This window comes from Paraburkholderia sp. SEWSISQ10-3 4, assembly GCF_030464785.1.
GTDB lineage: Bacteria > Pseudomonadota > Gammaproteobacteria > Burkholderiales > Burkholderiaceae > Paraburkholderia > Paraburkholderia aspalathi.
The window spans coordinates 18914-45875 of the sequence record NZ_JALPRI010000037.1; the positions used below are offsets into that span (position 1 = coordinate 18914).

The 26962-nt window shown below is 64.0% G+C and carries 22 protein-coding genes and 1 riboswitch; of the genes, 9 read left to right on the top strand and 13 right to left on the bottom strand.

From position 1 onward, the window contains the following. Positions 1-98: 98 nt before the first annotated feature. From M0D68_RS35610 to M0D68_RS35635, 6 genes are all read right to left on the bottom strand, one after another. Positions 99-1727, bottom strand: coding sequence for an ABC transporter substrate-binding protein (locus tag M0D68_RS35610; RefSeq protein WP_093640949.1), 1629 nt, complete (start codon positions 1725-1727; stop codon positions 99-101). Between the two features lie 208 nt (positions 1728-1935). Next, positions 1936-3579 carry an ABC transporter substrate-binding protein gene (locus M0D68_RS35615; protein ID WP_093640946.1) on the bottom strand — a complete coding sequence of 548 codons (1644 nt, stop codon included), beginning with the start codon at positions 3577-3579 and terminating at the stop codon, positions 1936-1938. A 311-nt stretch (positions 3580-3890) separates the two neighbouring features. After that, the gene (metF, locus tag M0D68_RS35620; protein ID WP_093640943.1) at positions 3891-4721 is read right to left on the bottom strand and encodes a methylenetetrahydrofolate reductase [NAD(P)H]; all 831 of its coding nucleotides are present in this window, start codon (positions 4719-4721) and stop codon (positions 3891-3893) included. Between the two features lie 11 nt (positions 4722-4732). Then, positions 4733-5086 carry a phage holin family protein gene (locus tag M0D68_RS35625; RefSeq protein WP_054040830.1) on the bottom strand — a complete coding sequence of 118 codons (354 nt, stop codon included), beginning with the start codon at positions 5084-5086 and terminating at the stop codon, positions 4733-4735. Between the two features lie 128 nt (positions 5087-5214). Beyond that, a complete protein-coding gene (gene ahcY, locus M0D68_RS35630) occupies positions 5215-6630 on the bottom strand; it encodes an adenosylhomocysteinase (RefSeq protein ID WP_093640940.1) in 1416 nt (471 codons plus the stop codon). 33 nt (positions 6631-6663) lie between these two features. Continuing rightward, positions 6664-6798: riboswitch (S-adenosyl-L-homocysteine riboswitch) on the bottom strand. Positions 6799-6851: 53 nt separating this feature from the next. Further along, positions 6852-7649 carry a glycosyltransferase family A protein gene (locus tag M0D68_RS35635; protein WP_266226800.1) on the bottom strand — a complete coding sequence of 266 codons (798 nt, stop codon included), beginning with the start codon at positions 7647-7649 and terminating at the stop codon, positions 6852-6854. 223 nt (positions 7650-7872) lie between these two features. Between M0D68_RS35635 and M0D68_RS35640 the strand changes: the two genes are divergently transcribed. Further along, positions 7873-8850 (top strand): LysR family transcriptional regulator, encoded by a 978-nt coding sequence (locus M0D68_RS35640; protein WP_093640937.1) that lies wholly within the window; start codon positions 7873-7875, stop codon positions 8848-8850. A 145-nt stretch (positions 8851-8995) separates the two neighbouring features. Here the strand turns inward: M0D68_RS35640 and M0D68_RS35645 are convergent, their stop codons facing one another. Then, complete coding sequence (locus M0D68_RS35645; RefSeq protein ID WP_266226803.1) at positions 8996-10747, bottom strand: OmpA family protein; 1752 nt, start codon at positions 10745-10747, stop codon at positions 8996-8998. Between the two features lie 172 nt (positions 10748-10919). Next, positions 10920-12569, bottom strand: a complete 1650-nt coding sequence (locus tag M0D68_RS35650) for a GMC family oxidoreductase (protein ID WP_266226805.1) — start codon at positions 12567-12569, stop codon at positions 10920-10922. Between the two features lie 309 nt (positions 12570-12878). Between M0D68_RS35650 and M0D68_RS35655 the strand changes: the two genes are divergently transcribed. Together M0D68_RS35655 and M0D68_RS35660 are read left to right on the top strand one after the other, a co-directional pair. Then, positions 12879-14606, top strand: a complete 1728-nt coding sequence (locus M0D68_RS35655) for an isovaleryl-CoA dehydrogenase (protein ID WP_266226806.1) — start codon at positions 12879-12881, stop codon at positions 14604-14606. 63 nt (positions 14607-14669) lie between these two features. Next, positions 14670-16088, top strand: coding sequence for a coniferyl aldehyde dehydrogenase (locus M0D68_RS35660; RefSeq protein ID WP_266226807.1), 1419 nt, complete (start codon positions 14670-14672; stop codon positions 16086-16088). 68 nt (positions 16089-16156) lie between these two features. Here M0D68_RS35660 and M0D68_RS35665 read toward each other — a convergent pair whose 3' ends face one another. From M0D68_RS35665 to fliE, 5 genes are all read right to left on the bottom strand, one after another. Further along, positions 16157-16522 carry an EscU/YscU/HrcU family type III secretion system export apparatus switch protein gene (locus tag M0D68_RS35665; protein ID WP_175053982.1) on the bottom strand — a complete coding sequence of 122 codons (366 nt, stop codon included), beginning with the start codon at positions 16520-16522 and terminating at the stop codon, positions 16157-16159. Then, the gene (locus M0D68_RS35670) at positions 16522-17961 is read right to left on the bottom strand and encodes a flagellar hook-length control protein FliK (RefSeq protein ID WP_266226810.1); all 1440 of its coding nucleotides are present in this window, start codon (positions 17959-17961) and stop codon (positions 16522-16524) included. Before M0D68_RS35670 ends, M0D68_RS35665 begins: the two co-directional genes overlap by 1 nt. 81 nt (positions 17962-18042) lie before the next feature. Further along, the gene (locus M0D68_RS35675) at positions 18043-18369 is read right to left on the bottom strand and encodes a flagellar protein FliT (RefSeq protein WP_093640916.1); all 327 of its coding nucleotides are present in this window, start codon (positions 18367-18369) and stop codon (positions 18043-18045) included. Next, on the bottom strand, positions 18366-18800 hold the full coding sequence (gene fliS, locus M0D68_RS35680) for a flagellar export chaperone FliS (protein WP_093640913.1): 435 nt from the start codon (positions 18798-18800) through the stop codon (positions 18366-18368). Before fliS ends, M0D68_RS35675 begins: the two co-directional genes overlap by 4 nt. 295 nt (positions 18801-19095) lie before the next feature. Continuing rightward, a complete protein-coding gene (gene fliE, locus M0D68_RS35685) occupies positions 19096-19431 on the bottom strand; it encodes a flagellar hook-basal body complex protein FliE (RefSeq protein WP_093640911.1) in 336 nt (111 codons plus the stop codon). 237 nt (positions 19432-19668) lie between these two features. Here fliE and fliF point away from each other — a divergent pair, with 237 nt between their 5' ends. The 6 genes from fliF to M0D68_RS35715 all read left to right on the top strand — a co-directional run bounded on the left by fliF (position 19669) and on the right by M0D68_RS35715 (position 26839). Then, a complete protein-coding gene (gene fliF / locus M0D68_RS35690; protein WP_093640908.1) occupies positions 19669-21468 on the top strand; it encodes a flagellar basal-body MS-ring/collar protein FliF in 1800 nt (599 codons plus the stop codon). Further along, complete coding sequence (gene fliG, locus M0D68_RS35695) at positions 21458-22453, top strand: flagellar motor switch protein FliG (protein WP_093640905.1); 996 nt, start codon at positions 21458-21460, stop codon at positions 22451-22453. Before fliF ends, fliG begins: the two co-directional genes overlap by 11 nt. Then, entirely contained in the window at positions 22440-23123 is a 684-nt protein-coding gene (gene fliH, locus M0D68_RS35700; RefSeq protein WP_208620711.1) for a flagellar assembly protein FliH, read from the top strand. The genes fliG and fliH overlap by 14 nt, the downstream gene beginning before the upstream one ends. Further along, positions 23117-24784 carry a flagellar protein export ATPase FliI gene (gene fliI / locus M0D68_RS35705; protein ID WP_093640899.1) on the top strand — a complete coding sequence of 556 codons (1668 nt, stop codon included), beginning with the start codon at positions 23117-23119 and terminating at the stop codon, positions 24782-24784. The genes fliH and fliI overlap by 7 nt, the downstream gene beginning before the upstream one ends. A 2-nt stretch (positions 24785-24786) precedes the next feature. Then, positions 24787-25236, top strand: a complete 450-nt coding sequence (gene fliJ / locus M0D68_RS35710; protein ID WP_093640896.1) for a flagellar export protein FliJ — start codon at positions 24787-24789, stop codon at positions 25234-25236. A gap of 61 nt (positions 25237-25297) precedes the next feature. After that, positions 25298-26839 carry a flagellar hook-length control protein FliK gene (locus M0D68_RS35715; RefSeq protein WP_093640893.1) on the top strand — a complete coding sequence of 514 codons (1542 nt, stop codon included), beginning with the start codon at positions 25298-25300 and terminating at the stop codon, positions 26837-26839. The last annotated feature ends 123 nt before the right edge of the window (positions 26840-26962 follow it).

The window sequence follows — 26962 nt, forward strand, 5'->3', positions numbered from 1 at the left end:
CAACCGGCGACGAGGGCTTGTGACCCCGGTCGCCGGACCATTTCGACCAGTTTTCTAACCGTGCGAAAAGCTACTGCGTAAGCTTGACTGTATGACTGTTACTTGACGCTGACGCCGTCGAAACGCGCATAACCCAGCGGTTCGATACGCATATCGACCACCTTCTTGCTGACAGGCTGGTACACGGTCGAGTGAGCGATCGGCGAGAACGGCAGTTGCTGCGCGAAGATCTGCTGCGCCTGCATGTAAGCCGTCGTACGTGCGCCCTGATCGGACGTGACGCGCCCCTTCTGGATCAGATCGTCGAACGGCTTATAGCACCACTTCGAGAAGTTGTTGCCGTTCACCGCTTCGCAGCCGAGCAGCGTGCCGAGCCAGTTGTCCGGATCGCCGTTGTCGCCGGTCCAGCCGATCAGCATCGTGTCGTCTTCACCTGCGTGCGCGCGCTTGATGTACTCGCCCCATTCGTACGTGACAATCTTCGCCTTCACGCCGATCTTGGCCCAGTCGGCCTGGATCATTTCCGCCATCAGGCGGGCGTTCGGGTTATAAGCGCGTTGCACCGGCATCGCCCACAGCGTGATGTCGAAACCGTTCGGATAACCGGCCTTGGCCAGCAGCGCCTTGGCCTTGTCCGAATCGAAGGATGCGCCCTTCAGGTTCTTGTCGTACGACCATTGGGTCGGCGGCATCGGGTTCGTCGCGGACTGGCCTGCGCCTTGATACACCGACTCGATGATCGCCTTCTTGTTGATCGCCATGTCGAGCGCCTGACGCACTTCGAGCTTGTCGACCGGCTTGTGCGTCACGTTGTACGCGAGATAGCCCAAGTTGAAGCCCGGTTGCGACGGCATGTCGATATTCGCTTCAGCCTTCAGCGGTGCGATGTCGGCCGGACGCGGATAGCTCATCACCTGGCATTCGTCGCGCTTGATCTTTTGCACGCGCACGCCGGCGTCCGGCGTGATCGAGAAGATCAGCTTCGAGATCTTCACCGCGTTCGGCTTCCAGTAATCCGGATTGCCGTCGAAGCGGATCGTCGCGTCTTTCGTGTAGCTGCGGAAGATGAACGGACCCGTGCCGACCGGGTACTGGTTGATGTCGGCGGCCTTGCCGGCCTTCATCAACTGGTCGCCGTATTCACCCGACAGAATCGACGCGTATTCCATCGCCAGATTCTGGATGAACGGTGCGTTGACTTCCTTCAGCGTGAACTTGACCGTGTACGGATCGACCTTTTCGACGCTGGTGATCAGCTTGTCGAGGCCCATGTCGGTGAAGTACGGGAACTGCACCGGGTAAGCTTTGTGGAAGGCCGAGTTCGGATCCAGCATGCGCTGGAACGTGAACACGACGTCGTCCGCATTGAATTCGCGCGTTGGCTTGAAGAACGACGTGGTCTGGAACTTCACGCCATGACGCAGGTGGAACGTGTACGTCTTGCCGTCCGCGGAGACTTCCCATTTTTCGGCGAGGCCCGGCTCGACCTTGGTGCCGCCGCGCTCGAATTCGACGAGGCGGTTGTAGACGGTGAACGTGTTAGCCGTGAAATCGGTGCCCGTGGTGTACTGGGCCGGATCGAAACCCGCAGGGCTGCCTTCTGAGCAGTAGACGAGTGTTTTGTTCGGAATCTCGGCATGCGCGCTCGTAGCGCCCAGCATCGATGCCGCTGCAGCTGCGACGAGCGTCGTAACACGCGCGGCGCGCAACAGGTTGTTTTGCTTCATGTTTCCTCCAGGTTCGGGGCCGGCTTCCGCCGGCGTAGCGCGATCTTACTTGAGCTTGGCTCACAGCAACAAGCGGAGGAAAATACCCCTGTTGACGATCGGAAACAGTTAGGGCATGTGGGCGGCCGTACGCCGGCGCTGGCCGGAGCGTACGGCTGTTACGAAGACGAGGCGAGGCGGCCTCGGCCGGAAAACCGCCCGCCTGCTGTTATTTCAGGCCGACGTTCATGAATTGCGTCGGGCCGAACGGGTCGATCTTGAAGCCCGTGACGTTCTTGCTGATGGGCTGATACACCGTGGAATGGGCGATTGGCGTGAACGGCACCTGGTCCTTGAAGATTTCCTGGGCTTCCGTATAAGCCTTGGTGCGCTCGGCAAGATCGGTCGTGCCGCGACCCTTCCGGATCAGATCGTCGTAAGGCTTGTAGCACCATTTGGAAAAATTACTGCCGTTCACCGCGTCGCAGCCGAGCAATACGCCCAGCCAGTTATCCGGATCGCCATAGTCGCCGGTCCAGCCGATCAGCATTGCCTCATGCTCGCCCGAATGACCGCGGCGAATATATTCACCCCATTCGTAAGTAGCGATCTTCACCTTGACGCCGATCTTCGCCCAATCCGCCTGCAGCATTTCCGCCATCAGACGCGCGTTCGGGTTGTAAGGCCGCTGAACCGGCATGGCCCACAGCGTCAGATCGAAGCCGTCGGGGTAGCCCGCCTCCTTGAGGAGCGCTTTCGCTTTGTCGACGTCGTACGGGGCGTCCTTCAGATTCTTGTCGTAGCCCCATTGCGTCGGCGGCATCGGATTGGTCGCCGCCTGGCCGGCGCCCTGATACACCGATTCGATAATCGCTTTCTTGTTGATCGACATATCGAGTGCGCGGCGCACCATCAGATTGTCGAGCGGCTTCTTGGTGTTGTTGTACGCGATATAGCCGAGATTGAAACCGACCTGACTCGGAATGGCGAGCGATGCATCGGCTTTAACCGCTGGAATATCGCCGGGGCGCGGATACGACATCACCTGGCACTCACCGCGCTTCAATTTTTGCAGCCGCACGGCCGGGTCGACGGTAATCGCGAATATCAGCTTGCCGATTCTGACTACACCCGGTTTCCAGTAATCGGGATTGCCGTCAAACCGGATTGAATCGTCCTTCGTATAGCTGCGGAAAATGAATGGACCGGTACCGACCGGATATAGATTCATATCGGACGCTTTACCTGCTTTCAGTAACTGATCGGCGTATTCAGCCGACAAAATCGACGCAAACGGCATTGCGATCTGCTGCAAAAACGGCGCATCGACTTCCTTCAGCGTGAAACGCACCGTATACGGATCGAGCTTCTCGACCTTGGTGATGTTCTTCGCGAGGCCAAGGTCGGTGAAATACGGAAACGGCACTGCGTAGGCTTTGCGGAACGGCTGTTCCGGATCGAGCATCCGCTGATAAGTAAAGACGACGTCGTCAGCGTTGAATTCGCGAGTGGGCTTGAAGAACGAGGTGGTCTGGAACTTCACGCCGTGCCGCAGGTGGAACGTGTAGGTCAGGCCGTCCTGCGATACGTCCCATTTCTCGGCAAGGCCAGGCTCGATATCGGTACTGCCGTGCGCGAACTCGATCAGCCGGTTATAGACCGTGTACGAGCCGGCGGTGAATTCCACGCTGGTGGTGAACTGGGCGGTGTCGAAACCCGCCGGACTGCCTTCGGAGCAAAACACGAGGGTTTTGTCGGGCAGCGTGGCCGCGTCGGCTACGGCGGCCGCGAGGCCGGCAGCCAGCACCGCACAGGCGCTCAAGACTGGCAAACAGGTATGGCGAACTGCAAACAGCAATCGGGATACTGTCATCACGTTCTCCGCACAGCAGCCAAGTCAGCTGCGCTTCGATCATAGACAGTGCAAAAATCGGGTTCAATGCGGGCTTACGCTTCGCAAGAAATGCCCCAATGGGCATGTTTGTTGCGTCGCAGCAGGATGTGATGCCTGACGCGGAGCTCGGATTGCCCGCCCCACTGGCGCTGCACTGCACGCCGGTGCAACGTAAGGCACAGAATGCGCGGGCACATTTCAGGCGCGAGGCGCGGCAGCGTCGGATTTCACCCATAAAAAAACCGCGCGGCAGGTAAGCCGCGCGGTTTCTGGACAACGGTGCCTAAAGTTTAAGCGCCCAGCCGTTCGCAGATCGCCTTGGTCGCCGCGGCGCCATTGAGCGTGTAGAAGTGCAAGCCCGGCACCTTCGCCTCGATGAGACGCCCGCACAGGTCGGTCACCACGTCCAGCCCAAAGGCGCGAATCGACTCGCGGTCATCGCCGAAGCTTTCCAGACGGCGCGCGACCCAACGCGGCACTTCCGCACCGCACATCTCGGAGAAACGCATCAGCTGCGAGAAGTTCGTGATCGGCATGATGCCCGGCACGATCGGCACGTCCACGCCGAGCTTCCGCGCGTCGTCGACGAAGCGGAAGTACGCATCCGCGTTGAAGAAGTACTGCGTGATCGCCGAATTGGCGCCGGCCTTCACCTTGTGGGCGAAGTTTTCCAGATCGTGACGCGGCGAGCGCGACTGCGGGTGGTACTCCGGATAGCCGGCCACCTCGATCCAGAACCAGTCGCCGAATTCGGCGCGGATAAAGCTCACCAGTTCCGACGCGTAACGCAATTCGCCGACTTCGCCCATGCCGGACGGCAGATCGCCGCGCAGCGCGACGATATGGCGGATGCCATGCGCGCGGTACTCGTTGAGGATCGCGCGCAGGCTCTCTTTCGAGGAGCCGATGCACGAGACGTGGGGCGCCGCTTCGAGCCCTTCCTTCGCCATTTCGACGACGGTGTCGAGCGTGCCCTGTTGCGTCGAGCCGCCGGCGCCGAACGTGACAGACACGAACTTGGGCTTGAGCGACGCAAGCTGCCCGCGGGTGGCGCGCAGCTTGTCGACGCCTTCCTGCGTTTTCGGCGGGAAGAATTCGAATGAAAGTTCGATCGGGTTCATGATTCAGTAGATCAACCGAGACTGCGGTTGCCGAAAATAAGCGCGGACAGCAGCCAGGAAACGATGCTGTACAGAATCGAGCCGAAGAAGGCCGACCAGAAACCCGACACCTCGAATCCCTTCAGCAGCGACGCGCACAGCCAGAAGCACAGCGCATTGACCACCAGAATGAAGAGTCCGAGCGTGACGATCGTGACGGGCAGCGTCAACAGGATCAGCACCGGACGCAGGATCGTATTGATCAATCCGAGCACCACCGCGACGATCAAGGCGGTGCCGAAACTACGGATATGAATCGACGGTACGAGGTAGGTGATGATCAGGAGCGCAAGCGCGTTGATCAGCCAGGTCAGCAGCACGGTCATGTAGAGCTCCTTTGGCAGGGTGTCCGTTTGAACGGAAACGGGCGGGCATGGCGAACAAAGCGGCGCCTTACGCGCCGCCTCGCCGTCAAACTGTCATGCTTTAAAACCGCCCGCGCGCTTGATGCTACTTAGTAGCGGTAGTGGTTCGGCTTGAACGGACCGTTCTTGTCGACGCTGATATAGCTCGCCTGATAGTCCGACAGCACCGTCAGTTCCGCGCCGATACGGCCCAGATGCAGACGCGCCACCTTTTCATCAAGGTGCTTCGGCAACACGTAGACCTTGTTTTCATACTTGTCGCCGTGCACGAACAGTTCGATCTGCGCGATCGTCTGGTTCGTAAACGATGCCGACATCACGAACGACGGATGGCCCGTTGCGCAACCCAGATTCACCAGACGCCCTTCAGCCAGCAGGATGACGCGCTTGCCGTCCGGGAAAATGATGTGGTCGACTTGCGGCTTGATGTTTTCCCACTGGTACTTGCGCGTCGAGGCAACGTCGATTTCCGAATCGAAGTGACCGATGTTGCAGACAATCGCGTTGTTGCGCATGGCAGCCATATGATCGTGGCCGATCACGTGGAAATTGCCCGTTGCCGTCACGAAGATGTCGGCCTTGTCCGCCGCGTATTCCATCGTCACGACGCGATAGCCTTCCATCGCTGCCTGCAACGCGCAGATCGGATCGATTTCCGTGACCCACACCGTCGCGCCGAGACCGCGCAGCGATTGCGCGCAGCCCTTGCCCACGTCGCCATAACCCGCCACGACCGCGATCTTGCCCGCGATCATCACGTCGGTTGCGCGCTTGATACCGTCGACCAGCGACTCGCGGCAGCCATACAGGTTGTCGAATTTCGACTTCGTGACCGAATCGTTCACGTTGATGGCCGGGAACGGCAGGCGCCCTTCCTTTTCCATCTGATACAGACGGTGCACGCCGGTCGTGGTTTCTTCGGTCACGCCCTTGATGTGCGCGAGACGCGTGGAGTACCACACCGGATCGGCGTCGAGATGCTTGGCGATCGACTTGTACAGCGCGACTTCTTCTTCGTTTTCCGGCTTCGAGATCACCGAACGGTCTTTCTCAGCCTTCGAGCCGAGGATCAGCAGCAACGTGGCGTCGCCGCCGTCGTCGAGGATCATGTTGGCGAATTCGCCATTCGGCCATTCGAAAATGCGGTGCGAGAATTCCCAGTATTCGTCGAGCGATTCGCCCTTGAACGCGAACACCGGCACGCCGCCTTGCGCAATCGCGGCGGCTGCATGATCCTGCGTCGAGAAGATGTTGCACGATGCCCAGCGCACGTCCGCGCCGAGTGCCGTCAGGGTTTCGATCAGCACGCCGGTTTGAATCGTCATGTGCAACGAACCCGCAATACGCGCACCCTTCAGCGGCTGCGAGCTCTTGTATTCCTCGCGCGTCTGCATGAGGCCGGGCATTTCGGTTTCAGCGATATTCAGTTCCTTGCGGCCCCAGGCTGCAAGCGACATATCGGCGACGAGGAAATCTTGCTTTGAATCGAGAACTGCGGCGTTCATCACGCCCTCCTTTCTAAAAAATTGACTAGAAATTTGACGTGAGCGCGGTTCGATGCGGTGGATGGGAGCGCAATGCGCATCCTGGCCCTCCGATTGAAGCCTCCGAGCCTGGCGGGCGGCCAGCGAATATGCTGATTCGCGGTACCCGTCGCAACGCTCCTCGAAGACGAACGGCGATTGTAGCAAATCGAGATGGCTTCGGGGTGGTGCCGGGTTAGTGATTACGCGGCGTGATTCGGGAGCGCAGAGGCGGCTGGCACGACAGCGACGCTTGCCGTGCGCAACTGCTCGATGCCCGCGCGGGCGGTTTCGAGAAACTGCCTCGAAAAGCGGAACGCGTCGGCCACGTCGGCGGGATCCGGTGCCTGCAAACCAAGAACGATACGGAAATAGCGTTCGGCGTGAATGCCCGCGTGGTAATGCATACGCACGCGTTTCGCGTCATCCAGGCGCCTGTTGCCGAAAATGTCGCGCAGAGCCCATGAAAACGCGCCGTCTTCGCCACCGATGCGGCGGAACGCGTCGTCCATCGGAAATCCGCCAAGCGCGGCATACACCGCGCGGCGGATGATCAGGCTGCTCGGTACCGTATTGCTAAGCGTCGCGGCGTGCTGGGCGAAGTCACCATGCCCGGTGAGCTCAGCCGGAAAATCCGTGTACTCGACGTCGAGCCGTACAGACACTTCATTCGGGTTCTGCGTGAGAAACGCGCTCGCGGCGGCTAACGCGCCGGGCAGGTATTCATCGTCGGCGTCAAGGAAGGCAAGCAGACCGTGAGCCGCATGCATCGTGCCCCAGTTGCGCGCCCGAGCCGGGCCGCCGTTGTACGGCATCTGCAGCAAGCACACGCGTGCGTCGAGACGCCCGTAGTGTGCGACCAGATCGGCGGATGCATCGGTCGAGCCGTCGTCCACCACGATGATCTGCGCGGCTTCCGGCTGAATCAGGCAACTTTGGAGCGCACGGCCGAGCGTCGCCGCGCCGTTGTAGCAGGGAATGATGATCGAAATGGACGTCATGAATTGAAACGGGCGCTGCGGGCCAAACGGTAGAGAACCGTCGATGGTAGCCCGCTTCCCGTCGGGTCCATCCTGGAAAAGCGGCGTGCGCGGCCGTGCCGACCAACGCACTGCGCGCAAACGGCGCCGACACGAAGCGCGCCATTCGCGTGCCCCCCAACATAAATACGATGACTTACAATCGCTCGGGTCATTCCAAATTGGAATTCTGGAGCCTGAGATCGTGGAACTACGCGCGCTGCGGTACTTCGTCGAAGTGGTCCGTCAACAGAGCTTCACCGTCGCCGCCGAGCAGATGTTCGTCACGCAGCCGACCATCAGCAAGATGGTCAAGTCGCTGGAAGACGAAATCGGCTCGCCGCTGCTGCTGCGCGACGGGCGCCAGATGGTGCTGACCGACGCCGGCCGGATCGTCTATCAGCGCGGTCAGGATGTGCTGGCCGCGCACGCGCAGTTGCAGGCCGAGTTGAATGACCTCGACACGCTCGGCCGCGGCGAGCTGACCATCGGCATTCCGCCGATGGGCGGCTCGCTGTTCACGCCGGCCATCGCCGCCTTCCGCCAGCGCTACCCGAAAATCGAGCTGAAGTTGTTCGAGCAGGGTTCGCGCGCGATCGAGACCGCGCTGATCCACGGCGAGCTGGAGTTAGGTGGCGTGTTACAGCCGGTCGATCCGGAAAACATCGAGGTGCTGCCGATGACCCGGCAATTGCTGTGGCTGGTCGCGCGCACCGGCTCGCGCTGGGACGATCTGCACGAAGTGCCGCTCGTCGAGCTCGCCAACGAGCCATTCGTGTTTTACGGTGAGAGCCTCGCGCTCAACGACGTCGTGCTGAACGCGTGCCGCACCGCCGGCTTTGCGCCGACGATTGTCGGGCGCAGCGGACACTGGGATTTCATGGCGGCGCTGGTGCTGGCCGGCGTCGGTATCGCGCTGTTGCCGGCACCGTACTGCCGACGGCTCGACGCGGCGCAGTTCACCTGCCGCCCCGTGGTGGAACCGGAGATTCCGTGGGAAATGGCAATCGGCTGGCGCCGCAATGGGTATCTATCGCACGCAGCGCGCGCGTGGCTGGAGGTGGCGCGCGAGACGCTGCCGGGGCAGGCCGGTGACGATTTCATGCTAGGGCCGGGCATCGGCGTGTCCGGCATCACTGCGCCCGTTCAGACACCGCCGTCGGAAACGCGACCGGCTAAGTGACGACATGCCGCCCGGTGCAGACCGGACGGCATGCCTTCCTAGCTAAGCCGACCTTGACGGCTTGGCTCAAAAGTCCGCCTCGAGAGCCTGCGCCAAGGCGCATCTCAGAGACTTACTTACCTTCAAGGCTTACCAAGCTCCATCATTACTGCTGCGCGACAAACTCGATGCGGCGATTGGCAAAACGGCCGCTCGCCGTGTCGTTGCTCGCGACCGGATTGGCATCGCCATAACCTTGCGCGACCAGCGAATCCGCCGGCACACCCGTCTTCACGAGATACGCGCGAACCGCTTCGGCGCGCTTCTTCGACAGTTGCAGATTGCCTTGTGCACCGCCGACATTGTCCGAATAGCCGGCTACTTCGAGCTTGGCCGTCTTGCCGTTGCGCGCGCAGGCATTCAACACTTGCGCCGACTGGTTCAGATCTTCCAGCGCCGAGGCCGGCACGCGAGCGCCGGCGCTTGCGAAATTGATCACCTGCAGGTTCAGCACCTTGACCACGTCCGCTGTCACGCAGGAACTATCCGGCGCGAGGAGACCCTTGATTGCGCTGCGGAAGTTTTCCGTTGCGTTGGCGACCGCCTGTTCGACGTTGAACGAACCGATCTGATACGAGGCGCCGAACAGAGATTTGAGTTTGTCGAGCCAGCCGAGCTTCGCGTTTGCCGCGCTGCCGCTCAGTTCGATGTGCGCGCCACCCACTTTCACCTCGGCGCCCGGCAATGCCATCAGCGGCAGCAGGCCGTCCAGATGAACGAGCCAATCGGCTTGCTTGGTGTCCTGATCGACGGTGACGTTCGCGACGAAACGGTCAGCACCGAAGCGCTTCGTCAGCGCGTCGATCAGCTGGATCTTTTCGGCTTCGCTGCCAACCGTGGCGGTGAGCGTCGGCTTACCGGCGGGGTCGACTGTGAAGCTGAGTTGGCTGTCTTTGGTCGGCGCGGGCGCGGCGGCGGGTTGCCGCGTGTCGCTGGCGGCGCTTGCTGCGACGGCACTGGCGGCAGGCGTCGAAGCAGCGACATCAGCGGCCGCGGGCGCGGCGGCCGAAGCCCCAGCCGGTGCGGAAGCGGGCTGCACGGTTGCCGCGGCTTCCGCACTACTGCGCTCACCGCTTTGTTCGCCTCGTTGCTCGCCATGGCAACCACGCAGGAACAGGAAAGCCAGCACCGCGGCAATCGCCGCGAGCAGCCACCACACCCACTTGCGCGGACGGCGTTCTTCGCGCACCACCGCGTCGGCCGGCACGCGGATGCTCGACAGGGCTTCGGCCACAGGTTTGGCAGCAGGCGTCGGATGATCGATGTGCGCCGAGACCGCTTTCAGCTGCGACAGAATATTGCCGGTGAACGCGCCGAGTCCGCTCAGCCCAAGGCCGGCCATCAGACGATCGTTCAGGTACGGCGCAATGGCCGGCAGTTGATGGCCGAGCAGCGTCGGCAACTGGCCGACATTGCCCTGACCTTCGAGAAAATGCCGCTTCAGCAAACCCAGCAACGTAGCGCCGACGATGCCCGTCATGGCGTGCGTTGCATGCGCCGGGACGCCGGTTTGGGTGGCCACCTCGTCGCTGAGCGTGTCGACGCGGCGATCGAATGCGCGCTCGAGCAATTGCCGCCCCACGCCTTCCAGCTGGCTCACGCCGGTAGTGGTACCGAGCAGTTGCGGCAACTGCTCGGCGATGTGGCCGTTCACCTCAGGCAAGAGAATCGTTGCGAACAGCGAACGCGCGCCATCGAGCGTCGCGCCCTTCTGCATCAGACCGGCCACCAGCGCCGGGCCGGTTGTTGCAAGCACCTTCTGGGTCGCGTCCGGCGGCAGCCCGAAGCGGGCCGCCATCTGTCGCACGACACCGTCCGTCAACGCGGACTGAATCAGCTGAATCACATTGATACTCATCGCTTCGCTTCCTTGATTTCCCGAACGCATCACCTGACGCGTCCTTTTTCGCGGCGCGATTATAGGTTTGGGGAAATCTCATAAACGAAACGACACAATTTATGACGAATTAGCCGACGTTCGCCTAAATATTCTTATATTTGCGACCCAGATTAAGAAAATTGATGTCCGATCAAGCCGCCACGCCGGTGACGCCGGTCGACTTCATCGCCGACGCCGTTTGCCCTTCACGCCGGCTCGCCGCGATCAGTTCGGCCGCGCGCTCACCGATCATCACCGTGGGCGAATTCGTGTTTCCGCCGATCAGCGTCGGCATCACGGAGGCATCGACGATCCGCAGCCCCGTCACGCCGCGCACGCGCAATTGCGGATCGACCACCGATTGCGCATCGCCACCCATCCGGCACGTTGCCACCGGGTGGTAGATCGTGTCGGCATGCTCGGCGATGGTCCGGCGCAATTCCTCCTCGGTCTGGCCGACATGCGTGTACAGCTCCTTGCCGCCATGCAGCGCGAGCGACGGCGCGTCGAGAATGCGCCGCGCCATCTGCGCGCCCTCCACCAGCAGGTCGAGATCGCGCGAGTCGCTGAAAAACCGCGGATCGATCACGGGCGCGGTGCGCGCGTCGGCGCTCGCGAGCGTCACCGTGCCGCGGCTATGCGGCCGCAGCACGCAGACGTGCAGCGAATAACCGTGGCCCCAGTGCATATGGCGGTTGTGGTCGTCGACGATCGCCGCGCAGAAATGCAGTTGCAGGTCCGGGCGATCGAGTGTCGGCCGGCTCTTCAGAAAGCCGCCCGCCTCGGCGACATTGCTCGACAGCATGCCCTTCCCATGCCGCATGAAGGTCATGAACTGCGGCAGCATCCGCGCAATGCCGCGAATCGAAAAGCCGGTCGGCTCGATCGACGACACCCGTTTGTTGATCGTGAAGTCGACGTGGTCGATCAGGTTCTGGCCGACCTCGGGTGCATCGTGCAGCACGGCGATGCCGAGCGACTGCAGATGCGCCGCCGGCCCGATGCCCGAGCACATCAGCAGTTGCGGTGAATTGAACGCGCCCGCGGCCAGCACCACTTCCGCACGCGCTTCCAGCGTTTCGGTACGGCCGCCGCGCACGATCTCGACGCCGCTCGCGCGCTTGCCGTCGAAGGTCACGCGCAGCACCGTCGCATCGGCGATCGTGTGCAGATTGGGGCGCGCGCGGTCATAGATATAGGCGCGCGCAACACTGCAGCGCCGTCCGTCGCGCTGCGTCACCTGATAGAAGCCGATGCCTTCCTGGTCCGCGCCGTTGAAGTCGCTGTTCGATTTGTAACCGGCTTCGATCGCGGCCTGCACGAAACGCTTCGAAAACGGATTGCGATAGCGCAGATCGGACACCGTCAGCGGGCCGTCCGCGCCATGCCATGCGTCGGCGCCGCGCTCGTTGCCCTCCGCGCGCCGAAAATACGGCAGCACGTCGGCCCACGACCAGCCTTCGCAGCCGAGCTGCGCCCATTCGTCGTAATCGAGCGGATGGCCGCGCGTGTAGATCATCGCGTTGATCGCGCTCGATCCGCCGAAGCCGCGCCCACGCGGCTGATAGCCCTGGCGGCCGGCGAGCCCCGGCTGAGGCGTCGTCAGATAGCCGTAGTTGGTTTTGAGTTTGTGCGGCACGACGGCCGCCACCCCCACCGGCATGTTCACGAACAGATTGCGGTCCGTATGCGGACCGGCTTCGATCAGGGCAATCGTGGCGTCCGGGCAGCTATCCGCCAGACGGCTCGCGAGCGAGCAGCCGCCTGAGCCCGCACCGACGATGATGTAGTCGTATTGCATCCGCTCCTCCAATTGGGGCCGCGTTGCTCGCGAACCCTGTCTAGTACACACTTGTCTACGTGTGTTTTATCGGCATTGTAGGGAGCGTTCGGTTGCGACGGCGGGTTCGTGTCAGAGCGATCCCTCTAAACGAAAGCCCTCCCGCGACCCTATGATGAAAGGCGCGCGTGCGCCCGTCAGGCCGCCGCGCAGGGCATTCAAACACGGCGCCCGGTGCGCCGTCCTCAAAGCGTGCGGTACGACACGCCACGATAAAACAGCACAGCGTCGATCAACGATCGGCGGACATCCGGCGAACGGAGACAGCAGATGGAACGGCACAGCTTCGGCCACACTCACGACGTGACAAATCAGGCGCCTCCGCTCACGGATTACAACCTGTTTGCGAGCGACGTGGCGTTGTCCGCCGCCCTCGAACGCGACGGCGCCGCGTGGCATCGCGAGGCGCTGCTACGGCACGGCGCAGCGCTCACCACGCCGGAGACACTCGCGCTTGCCGAACTGGCGAACCGCCACACGCCCGAACTTGTCACGCACAGCCCGCGCGGCGAACGCATCGACGCACTGGAGTTTCACCCTTCGTGGCACACGCTGCTGTCGCTGTTGCGCGGCGAAGGCCTGCACGCGTTGCCGTTTTCGGACCCGCAGAGCGGCGCCATGGTCGCGCGTTGCGCCGGCTACTTCCTGCACGCACAACTCGAATCCGGCTCCCTCTGCCCGCTGACGATGACCTTCGCGAGCATTCCGGTATTGCAACGCGAACCGGCTTTGTTCGAGACACTGCGCGACAAGCTCTACGCCCGCGAACACGATCCACGCGACGTGCCGCTCACGCAAAAAACCTCGGCGATGATCGGCATGGGCATGACCGAGAAACAAGGCGGCTCGGACGTGCGCAGCAACCAGACCCGTGCCTATGCCACGCGCGGCAGCGGCCGTGGCGCCGAATATCGCCTTGTCGGCCACAAATGGTTTTTCTCCGCGCCGCAATGCGACGCGCATCTGGTACTCGCCCGCACCGACGATCACGAAGGCCTGTCGTGTTTCTACGTGCCGCGTTTCGCGCCGGACGGCAGTAAGAACGCCGTGCAGATCCAGCGCCTGAAAGACAAGCTCGGCAACCGCTCGAACGCCAGCAGCGAAGTCGAATTCTTCGACGCGTTCGGCATCATGATCGGCGACGAAGGCCGCGGCGTGCCGACCATCATCGAAATGGCGAACTACACGCGGCTCGATTGCGTGATCGGCAGCGCGGCCCTGATGCGTGCGGCGCTGGTGCAGGCGATCCACCATGCACGGCATCGCAGCGCCTTCGGCCGGCAACTGGCCGATCAGCCGCTGATGCGCAATGTGCTCGCCGACCTGGCGCTGGAATCGGAAGCCGCGACGGTGCTGTTCATGCGACTAGCACGCGCTTTCGAAGCGTCGACGGATGCATCGTCGACCGCGCCCGCCGAGCGCGCGTGGCGCCGGATCGTCACGCCGGCGGCGAAGTACTGGGTCTGCAAGCGCGCGCTGGAATTCACCGGCGAGGCGATGGAAGTGTGGGGCGGCAACGGTTATGTCGAAACCGGTCCGATGGCGCGCTTCTATCGTGAAGCGCCCGTGAATTCGATCTGGGAAGGCTCGGGCAACGTGATGTGCCTCGACGTGCTGCGCGCCATGGAACGCGAGCCCGAAGCGGCGCAGGCCCTGTTCGCAGCGTGGCAAGCGGATGCGCAAGGGCACCCGGCTCTGTTCGCAGCGTGGCAAGCGGATGCGCAAGGGCACCCGGCTCTGAGCGCCGCGCTCGGCAAGCTCGCCGCCACGCTCAACGGGCCCGCCGAACATCGCGAAGCCTCCGCGCGACGGATCGCGCAGCAGATCGTGCTGATCGCGCAGGCCACCTTGCTGGTGAAGCACGCGCCGCCGGAAGTCGCCGACGCCTTCATCGCAACGCGTCTCGCCGACGGCTGCGGCGAGAGCGGCCGCGTGTACGGCACGCTGCCGGCGACGTTCGATCACGCCGCGATCATCGAGCGGGCATTTCCCGCTTGAACAGCACAACACACCAATAAGCGCGACCCAACGCGCACGTTATCCATCAGGGAGTGGACACACATGAAGAACGATTTGCCAGAAGTCGTCGCGCTCGAAGCGCTGCTGCGCGATCAACGCCATGCGTATTTGCGCGCGCCGTATCCGTCATGGGATGCGCGCGCCGGCCATCTGAAAGCGCTGCGCAAAGTCATGCTCGACAACCGCGACGCACTCGCCGCCGCGATGAACGCCGACTTCGGCAATCGCGCGAAACAGGAAGTGCTGCTCGCCGAATTCCTGCTGATCAAGGGTGAGATCGACGCCGCGCTCAGACACGGCAAACGGTGGATGAAAGCGCAACGTCGCAGCACCAACAAATGGCTGATGCCGGCGCGCGCGAAAGTGGTGCCGCAACCGCTCGGCGTGGTCGGCATCATCGTGCCGTGGAATTATCCGGTGCTGCTCGCAGTCGGCCCGCTGATCAGCGCACTGACGGCCGGCAACCGCGCCATCATCAAGATGTCCGAGTTGACGCCGCGCACCTCGGCGCTATTCGAACAGCTGATCGGTCAGACCTTCCCGCGCGACCACGTCGCCGTAGTGAACGGCGATGCTGCATTGGCCGCCGCGTTTAGCGCGCAACCGTTCGACCATCTGCTATTCACCGGCTCGACCAAGGTCGGCCATGAAGTGATGCGCGCCGCCGCCGAACATCTCACACCGGTCACGCTCGAACTCGGCGGCAAGTCGCCGGCGATCATCGGTCAGCACGCACGCTTCGACAACGCCGTGGATAACCTCGTCGCCGGCAAGACGCTCAACGCAGGCCAGACCTGCGTCGCGCCGGACTATGTGCTGGTGCCGCGCGGCAAGGAGCAGGCGTTCATCGAACGGGCACGCGCGCGGATGGCGACGATGTACCCCGACTTTGCGCGCAACCTCGACTACACATCGATCATCTCGGAGCGGCATTTCGCTCGGCTGCAACGTCTCGCCGACGAAGCGCAGGCCGCCGGCGCGCAACTGCACACGCTCACCGACAGCACGCCCGATGAGGCAAGCCGCCGCTTTCCGCTGATCGCCGTGACGAATGCGCCGGATGAAAGCGCGCTGATGCAGGAGGAGATTTTCGGCCCGCTGTTGCCGATCATCCCCTATGACACGCTCGACGATGCGATCACGTGGATCAACACGCGTCCCCGCCCGCTCGCGCTGTACCTCTACGCCGACGACAGTGCGACCATCGACCGCGTCACGCGCGACACCATCGCGGGCGGCATGGCGATCAACGAAACGCTGATGCATCTGGCGTGCGAAAGCCTGCCGTTCGGCGGCGTCGGTGCGAGCGGCATGGGTGCGTATCACGGTTACGAAGGCTTCGTGACCTTCTCGAAGATGAAGCCGGTGCTGACGCAGGCGCGGCTGAACGCGCGCGGATGGATCTCGCCGCCGTACGGCAAGCGGGTGAATGCGCTGCTGAAGCTGATGATGAGGTTTTGACGGGACGGCCATCCGTGGGGCAGCGTACTGCGACGACGGCCGCGAAGTAAGCGGCCCGCGTTCAGCACTCAGCGCCTGGGCGCCCCACCCGAAGCGTCCGCAATATCCGTAGCGACGACATCCGTGACGTCCTGCGCGGCGGCCACGCCGCTCTCGGGCGCATGCTCGGCCCCGCTTTCCAGCCGATGCAGCCACGCGAGCAACTCGGCCACCGCCTGATAAAGCTGCGGCGGAATCCGTGTATCGAGGTCGACCTGCATCAGCAACGAGACCATTTCCGGCGCCTCGTGCACATACAGGCCGGCTTCCTTGGCGCGCTGCACGATCATCTCGGCCAGCATGCCGTAGCCCTTGGCGATCACGCGTGGTGCGGGATCGTTGCCTTGTGCGTCGTAGACGAGCGCGGCCGCACTGCGGCGATGTTTGCGGCTCATCACATATCCCAATCGAAATCGTCGACCGGCGCGGCTCCCGGGCGTGCGGCACGCGCCGTGCGGCGCCCCGCCGACACTTTGTCGGTCGCTGCGGCCGCTGCGGCAGCCGACGCCGAACGCGCATAAGCAGACGCCGCTGCCTGCCCGGCCGCCGACGCACCAGCAGCACCCGCCGCGGTAGCTGGTATGCCGCCGCCGATCTCGCGAATCGTCAATCCGTTCAGTTCGATACCCGCTGCCGCGAGCCGCTGACGAAAGTTCTCACCCTGCGCCGCCAGCCGCGCCGCGCCGGCAGGACTCGCCTGCACGCGCGCGACCAGCCGCATGCCGGTCAGCGTCAGGTCCGCATCCACAGTGCCGAGCGTGGGCAGCGACAGCGTCAGCCGCGTACGCCACGGCTGGCCGTCCTCGCTCGCCGTGCCGCCGCCGCTGCGGTCCCATTCGTCGCCTTCCTGTTCGATGGTCCAGTCGAGCTTGGCGCCAGGCCACGCTTCGCCGGTCCAGCGAAACTGCCCGGTAGCAAGCAGATCGAGCTGCTGACGCACCAGAGGAACGGTCGCGGGATGAACCGCGGCCGCCATCGATTGCGAGCTTTGCGACGACCCGTCGTCGGCCAGCTGCGCCGCGGCGCTGTGCGCGCTCGCGTGCGCCGGCTGGCCGTTCAGGTCGGACAGAGAACTTGCCAGCACCTCGCCGGCCACGAAGCGCGCGGCCTGCGCGGTCTGGATCGACGGCATCGCGCGGGCGGCCGCGTTGCCTTCCGGCGCGCCGTTGCCCGGACCGTTGGGCGCGGCGCCCGTGCCCTGCCGGGTTGTCGTGTTCGAGGAAGAAGCCGGATCGGCGTCGCTCGCCCAGTCGAGCGGCAATTGCGCGGCGGCGGCCACCAGCTTGTTTTGCGCCTCGCTGGCGAGGGCCGCGGGCGGCCGCTGCCCGGCCAGCCATTGCGCGAGATGGGATTCGTAGAACAGGCCGCTATCGCCGACCGTCTGTTGAAGTGCGGCCGCGAGCGCGGCGACCGGCACCTGAGCCGCCGCCACATTGGCGGTGGCCGCGGTACCGGCGGTACCGGTGGTAGCAGCGGTATTCGGATTGGCAGATGAAGCAGCAGGCGTGGCTGTCGTATCGAAGAGCGACAAGCCGTCGCCTTCGACGTCGAGCGCCGGCGCGGCCGGCCAGATCGGCAACTGGCCGAGCACCGCCGGAGTCGCCTCGCCGCCGGAATTCACAATCGCATTAAGCGTGAGCGCAACGGCAGACAGCGCGGTTTGCGCGGAAGCCGGCGCTGGCGCGGGGGGCGCGATGGGGGTGGTATTGAGAATCTCGGTATCGACGCCCGCCGCACCGGTCTGCGAGGCGGTCGCACTACCCGGCGCGAGATTGAGCAGACTGTCGACCCGGTTCGCGAGCAGCGAAGTGACGACCGCGTCGATTCCGTTCATACCGATTCCTTGGTCACATTGGCAGCAACGCGCTCAAATCCAGTCAGGCGGACTCAAGCAGCGCCTTGCTCGCGGGCAAACTCAGCGTGCCCCGTACAGTTCCTTGAGCACACGAGTCGGCCGTCCGGCGAACAGCGCCGACAGATTGGCCATACGCGGATTCGCCAGATCGCGGATCGCAGCGTCGTCGGCCAGAATCTGACGGATCAGCGCGTATTTGCGCAGGCGCTCCGCATCGTCCAGTCTGACCCCGGCTTCCGCGTCTTTCAACGCGTCCACCAGATTCCGATATTCCTCCTGCAAGTGGACCAGATCATTCCACAGGGCTCGCCGGGCAGCTGTCAGCATGCGGCGGGAAATCGCTGCAATCGCCTCGTAGCGGGCGAAATATTCTGCGTTCGATGTCATCTCATGCTTTCCGCGGCCGGCTGGGCTGCCATCCGCGCGATCTCCGGGGCGATCCCGATCCATGCCTCTTCGAGTGTCGCCAGCAGGCCGTCGACTTCGACCAGCATCGCCTCGCTCTGTTTTATATTGGCTTCGAGCAGCCGGCGCGACATATAGCTATATAGCGCGTCCAACCGCTCTGCAATCTCGCCGCCCACCTCAAGGTTCAGCGATAGTTGCAGCCCGCTTTCGACGATCTGAATCGCCTTGCCGATCGCCTCACCACGCGCCGACACATTGCCTTGCTGCACATGCATGCGCGCTTGCGCAATCGCCTGCCGGGCGCCCTGATACAACATCACGATCAGACGATGCGGACTCGCGCCCATCACCCCTGTCTCGACGCCGACGCGCGCGTACGCATTGGCTCCAGAGTGTCCTGGGGAAAACATCGGCGCTCCTCCTCTCTTGCACTTCGGTTGGTCGCGGCACCCCATCCGTGCACGTTGCCGCACCCGGATTTCTGCCTGTATCTGGTTATCGGATAGGCAGCGGGAAAGCTTTAGGCCGTTGTAAGGGGGATTAAGGGGCCGAAAGGGGCGATATCGCGCTGAGCGTGGCAAGGCCGCCCGCCACGAAGCGCCTCGTGGGCGCGCCGGGCCGGCTGTCCTGCCGTGAAACCACACAGCGTTGCATCTGGGCGCATGCGTTCGGGCGGGCGGAACAGCCCTGCCGCCCGAGCCGCACTTACACCGACATCTGCATGATGTCGTTATAGGCCGACACCAGTTTGTTGCGCACCTGCAGACCGAACTGGAAGCCGATGTTGGCCTTCTGCGAGTCGACCATCACGTCGTTCAGCGAGACATTCGACGCGCCGAGCTCGAACGCCTGCGATTCGCCGGCCGCCTTGGTCTGATCGCCGCTGATCTTGTCCAACGAGGCCTTCAGCGCCGAGGCGAAACCGCCGGCCGTCGCCGCGCCGGACTGCTCGGCCACCGGGGTGTTGCCGCCGGCCGCTTGCGCCGCCATCGACTGCATCTGTTGCAGCGCCGACGAGAGCGCGTTCACGGGCAAAGTCATGTTCTCTCCAGGGATTGACGACCGGGATGCCAGAAACCGTACCGATCTGAACGAAAGCATAGCAGTGGGTCATCCGGGAAAGCCCCGAAACTAGGGGGGAAACCCGGCTCTATTCAAGCAATCGGGTTGAGCCGCGCTGCGGATAATTTCAATGGTGAAAGTCTCTGTCCGCACGCCCGCCGACCCTCGGCGCGCAGAAGCGGCAGAACGCAAAGGCATCCCGGAGATACCCGACGCATGGATTCGTCAGCCAACTCTTTGATCAACCCCGACGCCCGCATGGGCCTCGCCGGCGCGCAGCCCGGCGCCGGTGCTGCCGGCACCGGCCAGGCCGGCGGTGCCGCGGACCTCGGCGGCCTTGGGGGCAACCTGGGCGGCAACTTCGGCCAGCGTCTGTCAGGCCTCGCGCAAATGCGCGGCAACCCGCGCGCGCCGCTGATTTTCGCGGTCGCGCTGCTGGTCGCTATCGTCGCGGGTCTGTTCCTGTGGTCGCGCGCACCGGACTACAAGGTGCTCTACAGCAACCTGTCGGACCGCGACGGCGGCGCCATCATCACCGCGCTGCAGGCGGCCAACATCCCCTATAAGTTCTCCGACGCCGGCGGTGCGATCCTCGTGCCGGCCGAGCAGGTGCATGAAATGCGTCTGCGTCTGGCTTCGCAGGGCCTGCCCAAGAGCGGCTCGGTCGGCTTCGAACTGATGGACAACCAGAAGTTCGGCATCAGCCAGTTCGCCGAGCAGATCAATTACCAGCGTTCGCTCGAAGGTGAACTGGAACGCACGGTCGAGTCGATTTCCTCGGTGAAGTCGGCGCGTGTGCATCTGGCCATTCCGAAGCCTTCCGTGTTCGTGCGCGACAAGGAAGCGCCGTCGGCTTCCGTGCTGGTCAACCTCTACCCGGGCCGCGCACTCGACGAAGGCCAGGTGCTGGCGATCACCCATATGGTGTCCTCGGCGGTGCCGGATATGCCGGTGAAGGGCGTGACCATCCTCGACCAGGACGGCAACCTGCTCACGCAGCCGTCCACCGGCAGCGGTCTGGACGCCTCGCAACTCAAGTACCGCCAGCAGATCGAGCGCAACACGCAGCAACGCATCGACGCGATCCTGTCGCCCCTGTTCGGTTCCGGCAACGCGCACTCGCAGGTCAGCGCCGACATCGACTTCTCGCACACCGAGCAGACCTCGGAAAACTACGGCCCGAACGGCAACCCGCAGCAGTCGGCGATCCGCAGCCAGCAAACGAGCACCGCGACCGAAATGTCGCAAGCCGGGGCCTCCGGCGTGCCGGGCGCGCTGTCGAACCAGCCGCCGCAACCGGCCTCCGCGCCGATCACGGCGAGCAACGGCGCGAGCGGCGTGACCACGACGCCGGTCAGCGACCGCAAGGATTCGACCACCAACTACGAACTGAACAAGACCGTGCAGCATCTGGAGCAGCCGATGGGCGGCATCAAGCGTCTGTCGGTGGCGGTGGTGGTCAACTATCTGCGGGTGGTGGACGCCAAGGGCCACGCGACGATGCAACCGGTCACTGCCGACAAGCTCGCGCAGGTCACTCAGCTGGTGAAAGACGCGATGGGCTTCGATCAGGCGCGCGGCGACTCCGTCAACCTGGTCAACAGCCCGTTCACCGCCGACGTCGACCCGGACGCCGATCTGCCGTGGTGGCGCACGCCGGACATGATCGCGCTTGCCAAGCAGATCGCGACCTACCTCGGCATCGCCGCAGTCGCCCTGTTCCTCTACTTCGTGATGGTGAAGCCGGCGCTGCGCCGCGCTTTCCCGCCGCCGGAGCCGGTTGCCGCCGCGGCGCTGCCGTCGCCGGACGAGCCGGTGCTGCTGGACGGCATCCCCGCCGCCGAGCGTGCGGGTGCGCCGACCGTCGCCGAACTGGAAAGCGACAACGAATTGCTCGCGCTGGAAAACTCGAAACACAAATACGAACGGAATCTGGAATTCGCGCGCAACATCGCGCGCCAGGATCCGAAGATTGTTGCAACCGTCGTGAAAAACTGGGTGTCCGATGAGCGCTGAAGGCGTAATGAAGAGCGCGCTCCTGCTGATGTCGATCGGCGAGGAAGAAGCCGCGCAGGTGTTCAAATTCCTCGGGCCGCGTGAGGTCCAGAAGATTGGCGTGACAATGGCCGCGCTGAAGAACATCACGCGCGAGCAGATCGACGAGGTCCTGCAGGAGTTCGTGCGCGAGGCCGAGAAGCACACCGCTCTCTCGCTCGATTCGAGCGACTACATCCGTTCGGTGCTGACCAAGGCGCTCGGCGACGACAAGGCCGGTGCGATCATCGACCGGATTCTGCAGGGCAGCGATACCAGCGGTATCGAAGGCCTCAAGTGGATGGACTCCGCGGCGGTGGCCGAACTGATCAAGAACGAGCACCCGCAGATCATCGCGACCATCCTCGTTCACCTGGACCGCGATCAGGCTTCGGAAATCGTCGCCTGCTTCACCGAGCGGCTGCGTAACGACGTGCTGCTGCGGATCGCCACGCTCGACGGCATCCAGCCGGCCGCGCTGCGCGAACTCGACGACGTGCTGACGGGCCTCCTGTCCGGCAGCGACAACCTCAAGCGCAGCCCGATGGGCGGCATCCGCACGGCGGCCGAAATTCTCAACTTCATGTCGAGCAACCATGAAGAAGGCGTCATCGAGAATGTTCGTCAATACGACGCGGAACTCGCGCAGAAGATCATTGATCAGATGTTTGTGTTCGAGAACCTGCTCGATCTGGAAGACCGCGCGATCCAGCTGTTGCTGAAGGAAGTCGAGTCCGAGGCGTTGATCATCTCGCTGAAGGGCGCGCCGCCCGCGCTGCGCCAGAAGTTCCTGTCGAACATGTCGCAGCGTGCTGCCGAACTGCTCGCCGAAGACCTCGATGCGCGCGGCCCGGTCCGCGTCTCCGAAGTCGAGACGCAGCAACGCCGCATCCTGCAGATCGTGCGCAATCTGGCGGAAAGCGGCCAGATCGTTCTAGGCGGCAAGGCGGAAGATGCGTATGTCTGATCAGAACTCCGCAGCGAAGGAGCGCCTCTCGGCCTACCAGCGCTGGGAGATGGCCTCGTTCGATCCGGTGCCGCCGGCGCCGCCCGCACCCGAAGTCGACGACGGTGCGTTCGAAGCCGAACTCGAACGTCTGCGCGACGCCGCGCATGCACAGGGCATCGCGACGGGTCACGTGGCCGGGCAGGCGCTCGGCTATCAGGCCGGTTATGAGCAAGGCCACGCACAGGGTTTCGAGCAGGGTCAAAGCGAAGCACGTGAAGAAGCGGCACGCCTCGCCGCGCTCGCCGAAACCTTCAAGGCAGCGCTCGACGGCACGCAAGGCGCGATCTCGGAAACGCTGGTCGCATTGGCGCTCGACATCGCCCAACAGGTGGTGCGCCAGCATGTGCAGCACGATCCGACCGCGCTGATTGCCGCCGCCCGCGAGGTGCTGGCCACCGAACCGGCACTGGTCGGCGCGCCGGCGCTGATCGTCAGCCCCGCCGACCTGCCGGTCGTCGAAGCCTATCTGATGGAAGAACTGCAAACGCGTGGCTGGACCGTGCGTACCGATCCGTCGGTCGAACGCGGCGGCTGCCGCGCGCAAGCCGGCACCGGTGAAGTCGACGCCGGCATCGACACGCGCTGGGAGCGCGTCGCCGCCGCACTCGGCAAGGTGAGCACATGGTGAAGCCGACACTCGAAGAGATCCGCGCCAGCGATCTGACACCGCTCGAACGTGAGTTGGCGCTGGCGTCGTTCGGCGCCGAGGCGCTGGCGGATGTACCGGCCACGGTGACGCCCGCTGCGGCTGCCGTCGCGGCCATCGACGCCGCGCTACGCGATCCCGCTCACGGGCACCCTAACGCCGGGCACCCTGCGAAGGGCGCGGCGGCGAGCCGCGAATCCGCCGTTTCTTCGAGTCCCGTTTCACCCCCTCCCGCCCCTGCCCCGTACGATCCCGCCCTCGACAGCAATCCGCACATGCAAGCCTGGCGCGGCCGGCTCGACGCGCTACGCGCCCGCAACGCAATCGCCAAGCCGATGCGCGCCTGCGGACGTTTGACGCGCGCCGCCGGCCTGGTGCTCGAAGCGGTCGGTCTGCGCCTGTCGGTGGGCGCCGAAGTGATGATCGAGCTGCCATTCGGCAGTTCGCTGGCGATGGCCGAAGCCGAAGTGGTCGGCTTCTCAGGCGACAAACTGTTTCTGATGCCGACCACCGAAGTGATCGGCCTCTTGCCCGGCGCACGCGTGTATCCGCTCGAAAGCGCGCCGATCGCCGATCCGATGGCGGGCGCGAAGCGCCTGCCGGTCGGCTGGGAACTGCTCGGCCGCGTGCTGGATGCATCGGGCCGCCCGCTCGACGGCCTCGGCCCACTCGGCGCGCATGCCGATGCGCCGCTCTCCTCACCGGTCATCAACCCGCTGAACCGCGAGCCGATTCACAAGGTGCTCGACGTCGGCGTGCGCGCGATCAACGCACTCCTGACCGTGGGCCGCGGCCAGCGCATGGGCCTGTTCGCCGGTTCGGGCGTCGGTAAATCGGTGCTGCTCGGCACGATGGCGCGCTACACCAGCGCGGAGGTGATCGTGATCGGCCTGATCGGCGAACGCGGCCGCGAAGTGAAGGAATTCATCGAACAGATTCTCGGCGAGGAAGGCCTCGCGCGCTCGGTGGTGATCGCCGCGCCCGCCGACGTCTCGCCGCTCCTGCGGATGCAGGCTGCGTCGTACTCGACCTCGCTCGCCGAATATTTCCGCGACCAGGGCAAGCACGTGCTGCTGCTGATGGATTCGCTGACCCGCTACGCGATGGCGCAGCGCGAGATCGCGCTCGCCGTGGGCGAGCCGCCCGCCACCAAGGGGTATCCGCCTTCGGTGTTCGCCAAACTGCCGGCGCTCGTCGAACGGACCGGCAACGGCCCGGCGGGCGGCGGTTCGATCACCGCGTTCTACACCGTGCTGACCGAAGGCGACGACCAGCAGGACCCGATTGCCGACTCCGCGCGCGCGATTCTCGACGGCCACATCGTGCTGTCGCGCTCGCTCGCCGAGGCCGGCCACTATCCGGCGATCGACATCGAAGCCTCGATTAGCCGGGCAATGACCGCGCTGATCGACGATAACCATCTCGAGAAGACGCGTATGTTCAAGCAGATGCTGTCGCGCTATCAGCGCAACCGCGATCTGATCAACGTCGGCGCCTATTCGAGCGGGCGCGACGCGCTGCTGGACCGGGCGATTGCGCTGTATCCGCGGATGGAAGCGTTTTTGCAGCAGGGTTTTCGCGAATGCGCGAACTTTGAACCAAGTCTCGAGATGCTGGACGCTCTGTTTGCCCAAGGAGGCTGACGATGGCGAAACACTTTCCGATCAAGACGCTCATCGGCCTCGCCCAGGACGATGTCGACGCCGCCGCACAACGTCTAGGCCGCGCGCAGCGCGAACGCAACGACGTGCAGTCGCAGCTCGACTCGCTCGTGCAGTACCGCGACGAATATCACGCGCGTTTCACGGCGACCGCTCAGACTGGCATGCCCGCCGGCAACATGCGCAATTTCCAGGCATTTATTGACACACTCGACGCCGCCATCGAACAGCAGCGCAATCTGCTGGTGACGGCCAATGCGCGCGTCGAGGCGGCCAAGCCCGACTGGCAACGCCAGAAGCAGAAGCTCGGCTCGTATGAAGTGCTGCAGGCGCGCGGCGAAGCCGCAGAAGCAAAAACCATGGCGCGGCGCGACCAGCGCGATGCAGACGAACACGCCGCCCGCATTCTGAGGATGCGTGTCGAGGGCGCCTAACGCGCCCGGGCACCGCCTCGATTGACTGAACACCCCGTTTGACGGATTGACAGGATTCCCTATGTCGCTTCTTTCACAGATCGGCTCACTGCTCGGCTCGGCCAGCAGCACATCCACCAACGCGGCGATGGCCGCTGCGGCGAACGCCAAGCCGTTCTCGCAAACCTTGCAGCAGAGCATCGACCTGCAAAACAGCGCGGCCGCGCAGATCGCAAGCACGCCGCCGGCTCCGTCGTTCTCTCCGCCGCCCTCTTCGTCGGCGTCCGATTCGTCGTCTTCGGCAGATTCGTCGAGCGTGCATGACGCACCACCGCCGCCCGATCCGTCGACGAAGAGCCAGGATGCCGCGAGCAGCAATACGGACAACAGCAGCTCGACGAGCGCTTCCTCATCCAGCTCATCGTCGGGTTCATCGTCCACTTCGTCTGCCAATACGCAGCAGAGCTCGACCGACCAGACCAACACGACGCCGGCGAAATCCGGCAACACGACCACGCAGACCGACGCCGCCACGGCAGCAGCGGCTGCGGCTGCCCAGGCACAGGCTCAAGCGCAGGCCAACGCGAATAGCGCGACCGACCCGACGACCGCAGATCCCGCCACGGCGCTGACTGACGCCGCGACCACGCTGCCCGGCACGGGCACGGACCCGACGACGGGCACCACCACGGGCAAAAAGACGAGCGCGACCGATTCGAAGTCAGCGCAGGACGCCTTGCAGGCGGCGCTTGCCGCGCTGGCGAGCGGCCAGGGCGTGGTTCCGCAGCAGGCACTGGCGAGCGGCGCGGCGGCGAATGCGGCAACGGCGGCGAACGGTTTGGGTGCTGACGCGAGCAACGGACTCAACGGAACGGCGGATGGCAAGACACTGGCGGCCGGTTTGTTCGGCGACGGCAAGGGATCGAACGCGAGCAAGACTGCATTGACGACGGCGGCCACAACGATGGCGGATCCCTCGACGGCAGCAAAGGCAGCGGCTGACGCGCTGAGCGCGACGGCTGCGGCCGGCGGTGCGCAAGCTGACGATCTGGCGTCCTTCAAGAGTGCGTCCGATGCCGCGACGGCGGCGCTGGCGGCGGGCCAGGCAGCGGCGAGCGCCGCGAGTACGACGGCGGCCGTGCAGACGACGGGTAGTGCCGGTGCTGCCGAAGCGGCGAATACGTTGTCACCGCAGGTGGGCACGACGGATTGGGAAGATGCATTGAGTCAGAAGGTGGTGTTTTTGTCGAATGCACATTCGCAGAGTGCTGAGCTGACTTTGAATCCGAAGGATCTGGGGCCGCTACAGGTTGTGTTGCAGGTTGCCGATAACCATGCACATGCGTTGTTTGTTTCGCAGCACCAGCAGGTTCGTGAGGCCGTCGAGGCGGCGTTGCCGAAGCTTCGCGAGGCGATGGAGTCCAACGGTATCGGGTTGGGGAGCGCTAGTGTTAGCGATGGGTTTGCCCGGCAGGGCGGGCAGCAGCAGAGCGCAGATTCGGGGCGCTCTGGGGCGCGCGGTGCTGGGGGTTATGCAGGCGGCGCTGCTGGTTCGGATTCTGACTCTAGTGTTGCTAATGTTGCCGTTCGGCGGACTGTTGGGTTGGTCGATACGTTTGCTTAAGCCCGTTCGGGCGGGGGATTGCCTACTCGGCGCTTATTGTCCGTGTTCTTGGGGCTTTGGCCTTTCCTTGATCTGGCTTTGGTGCCTTTCCTTGTTTTGTTAGTGGTCTATTAGCGTTGCCCC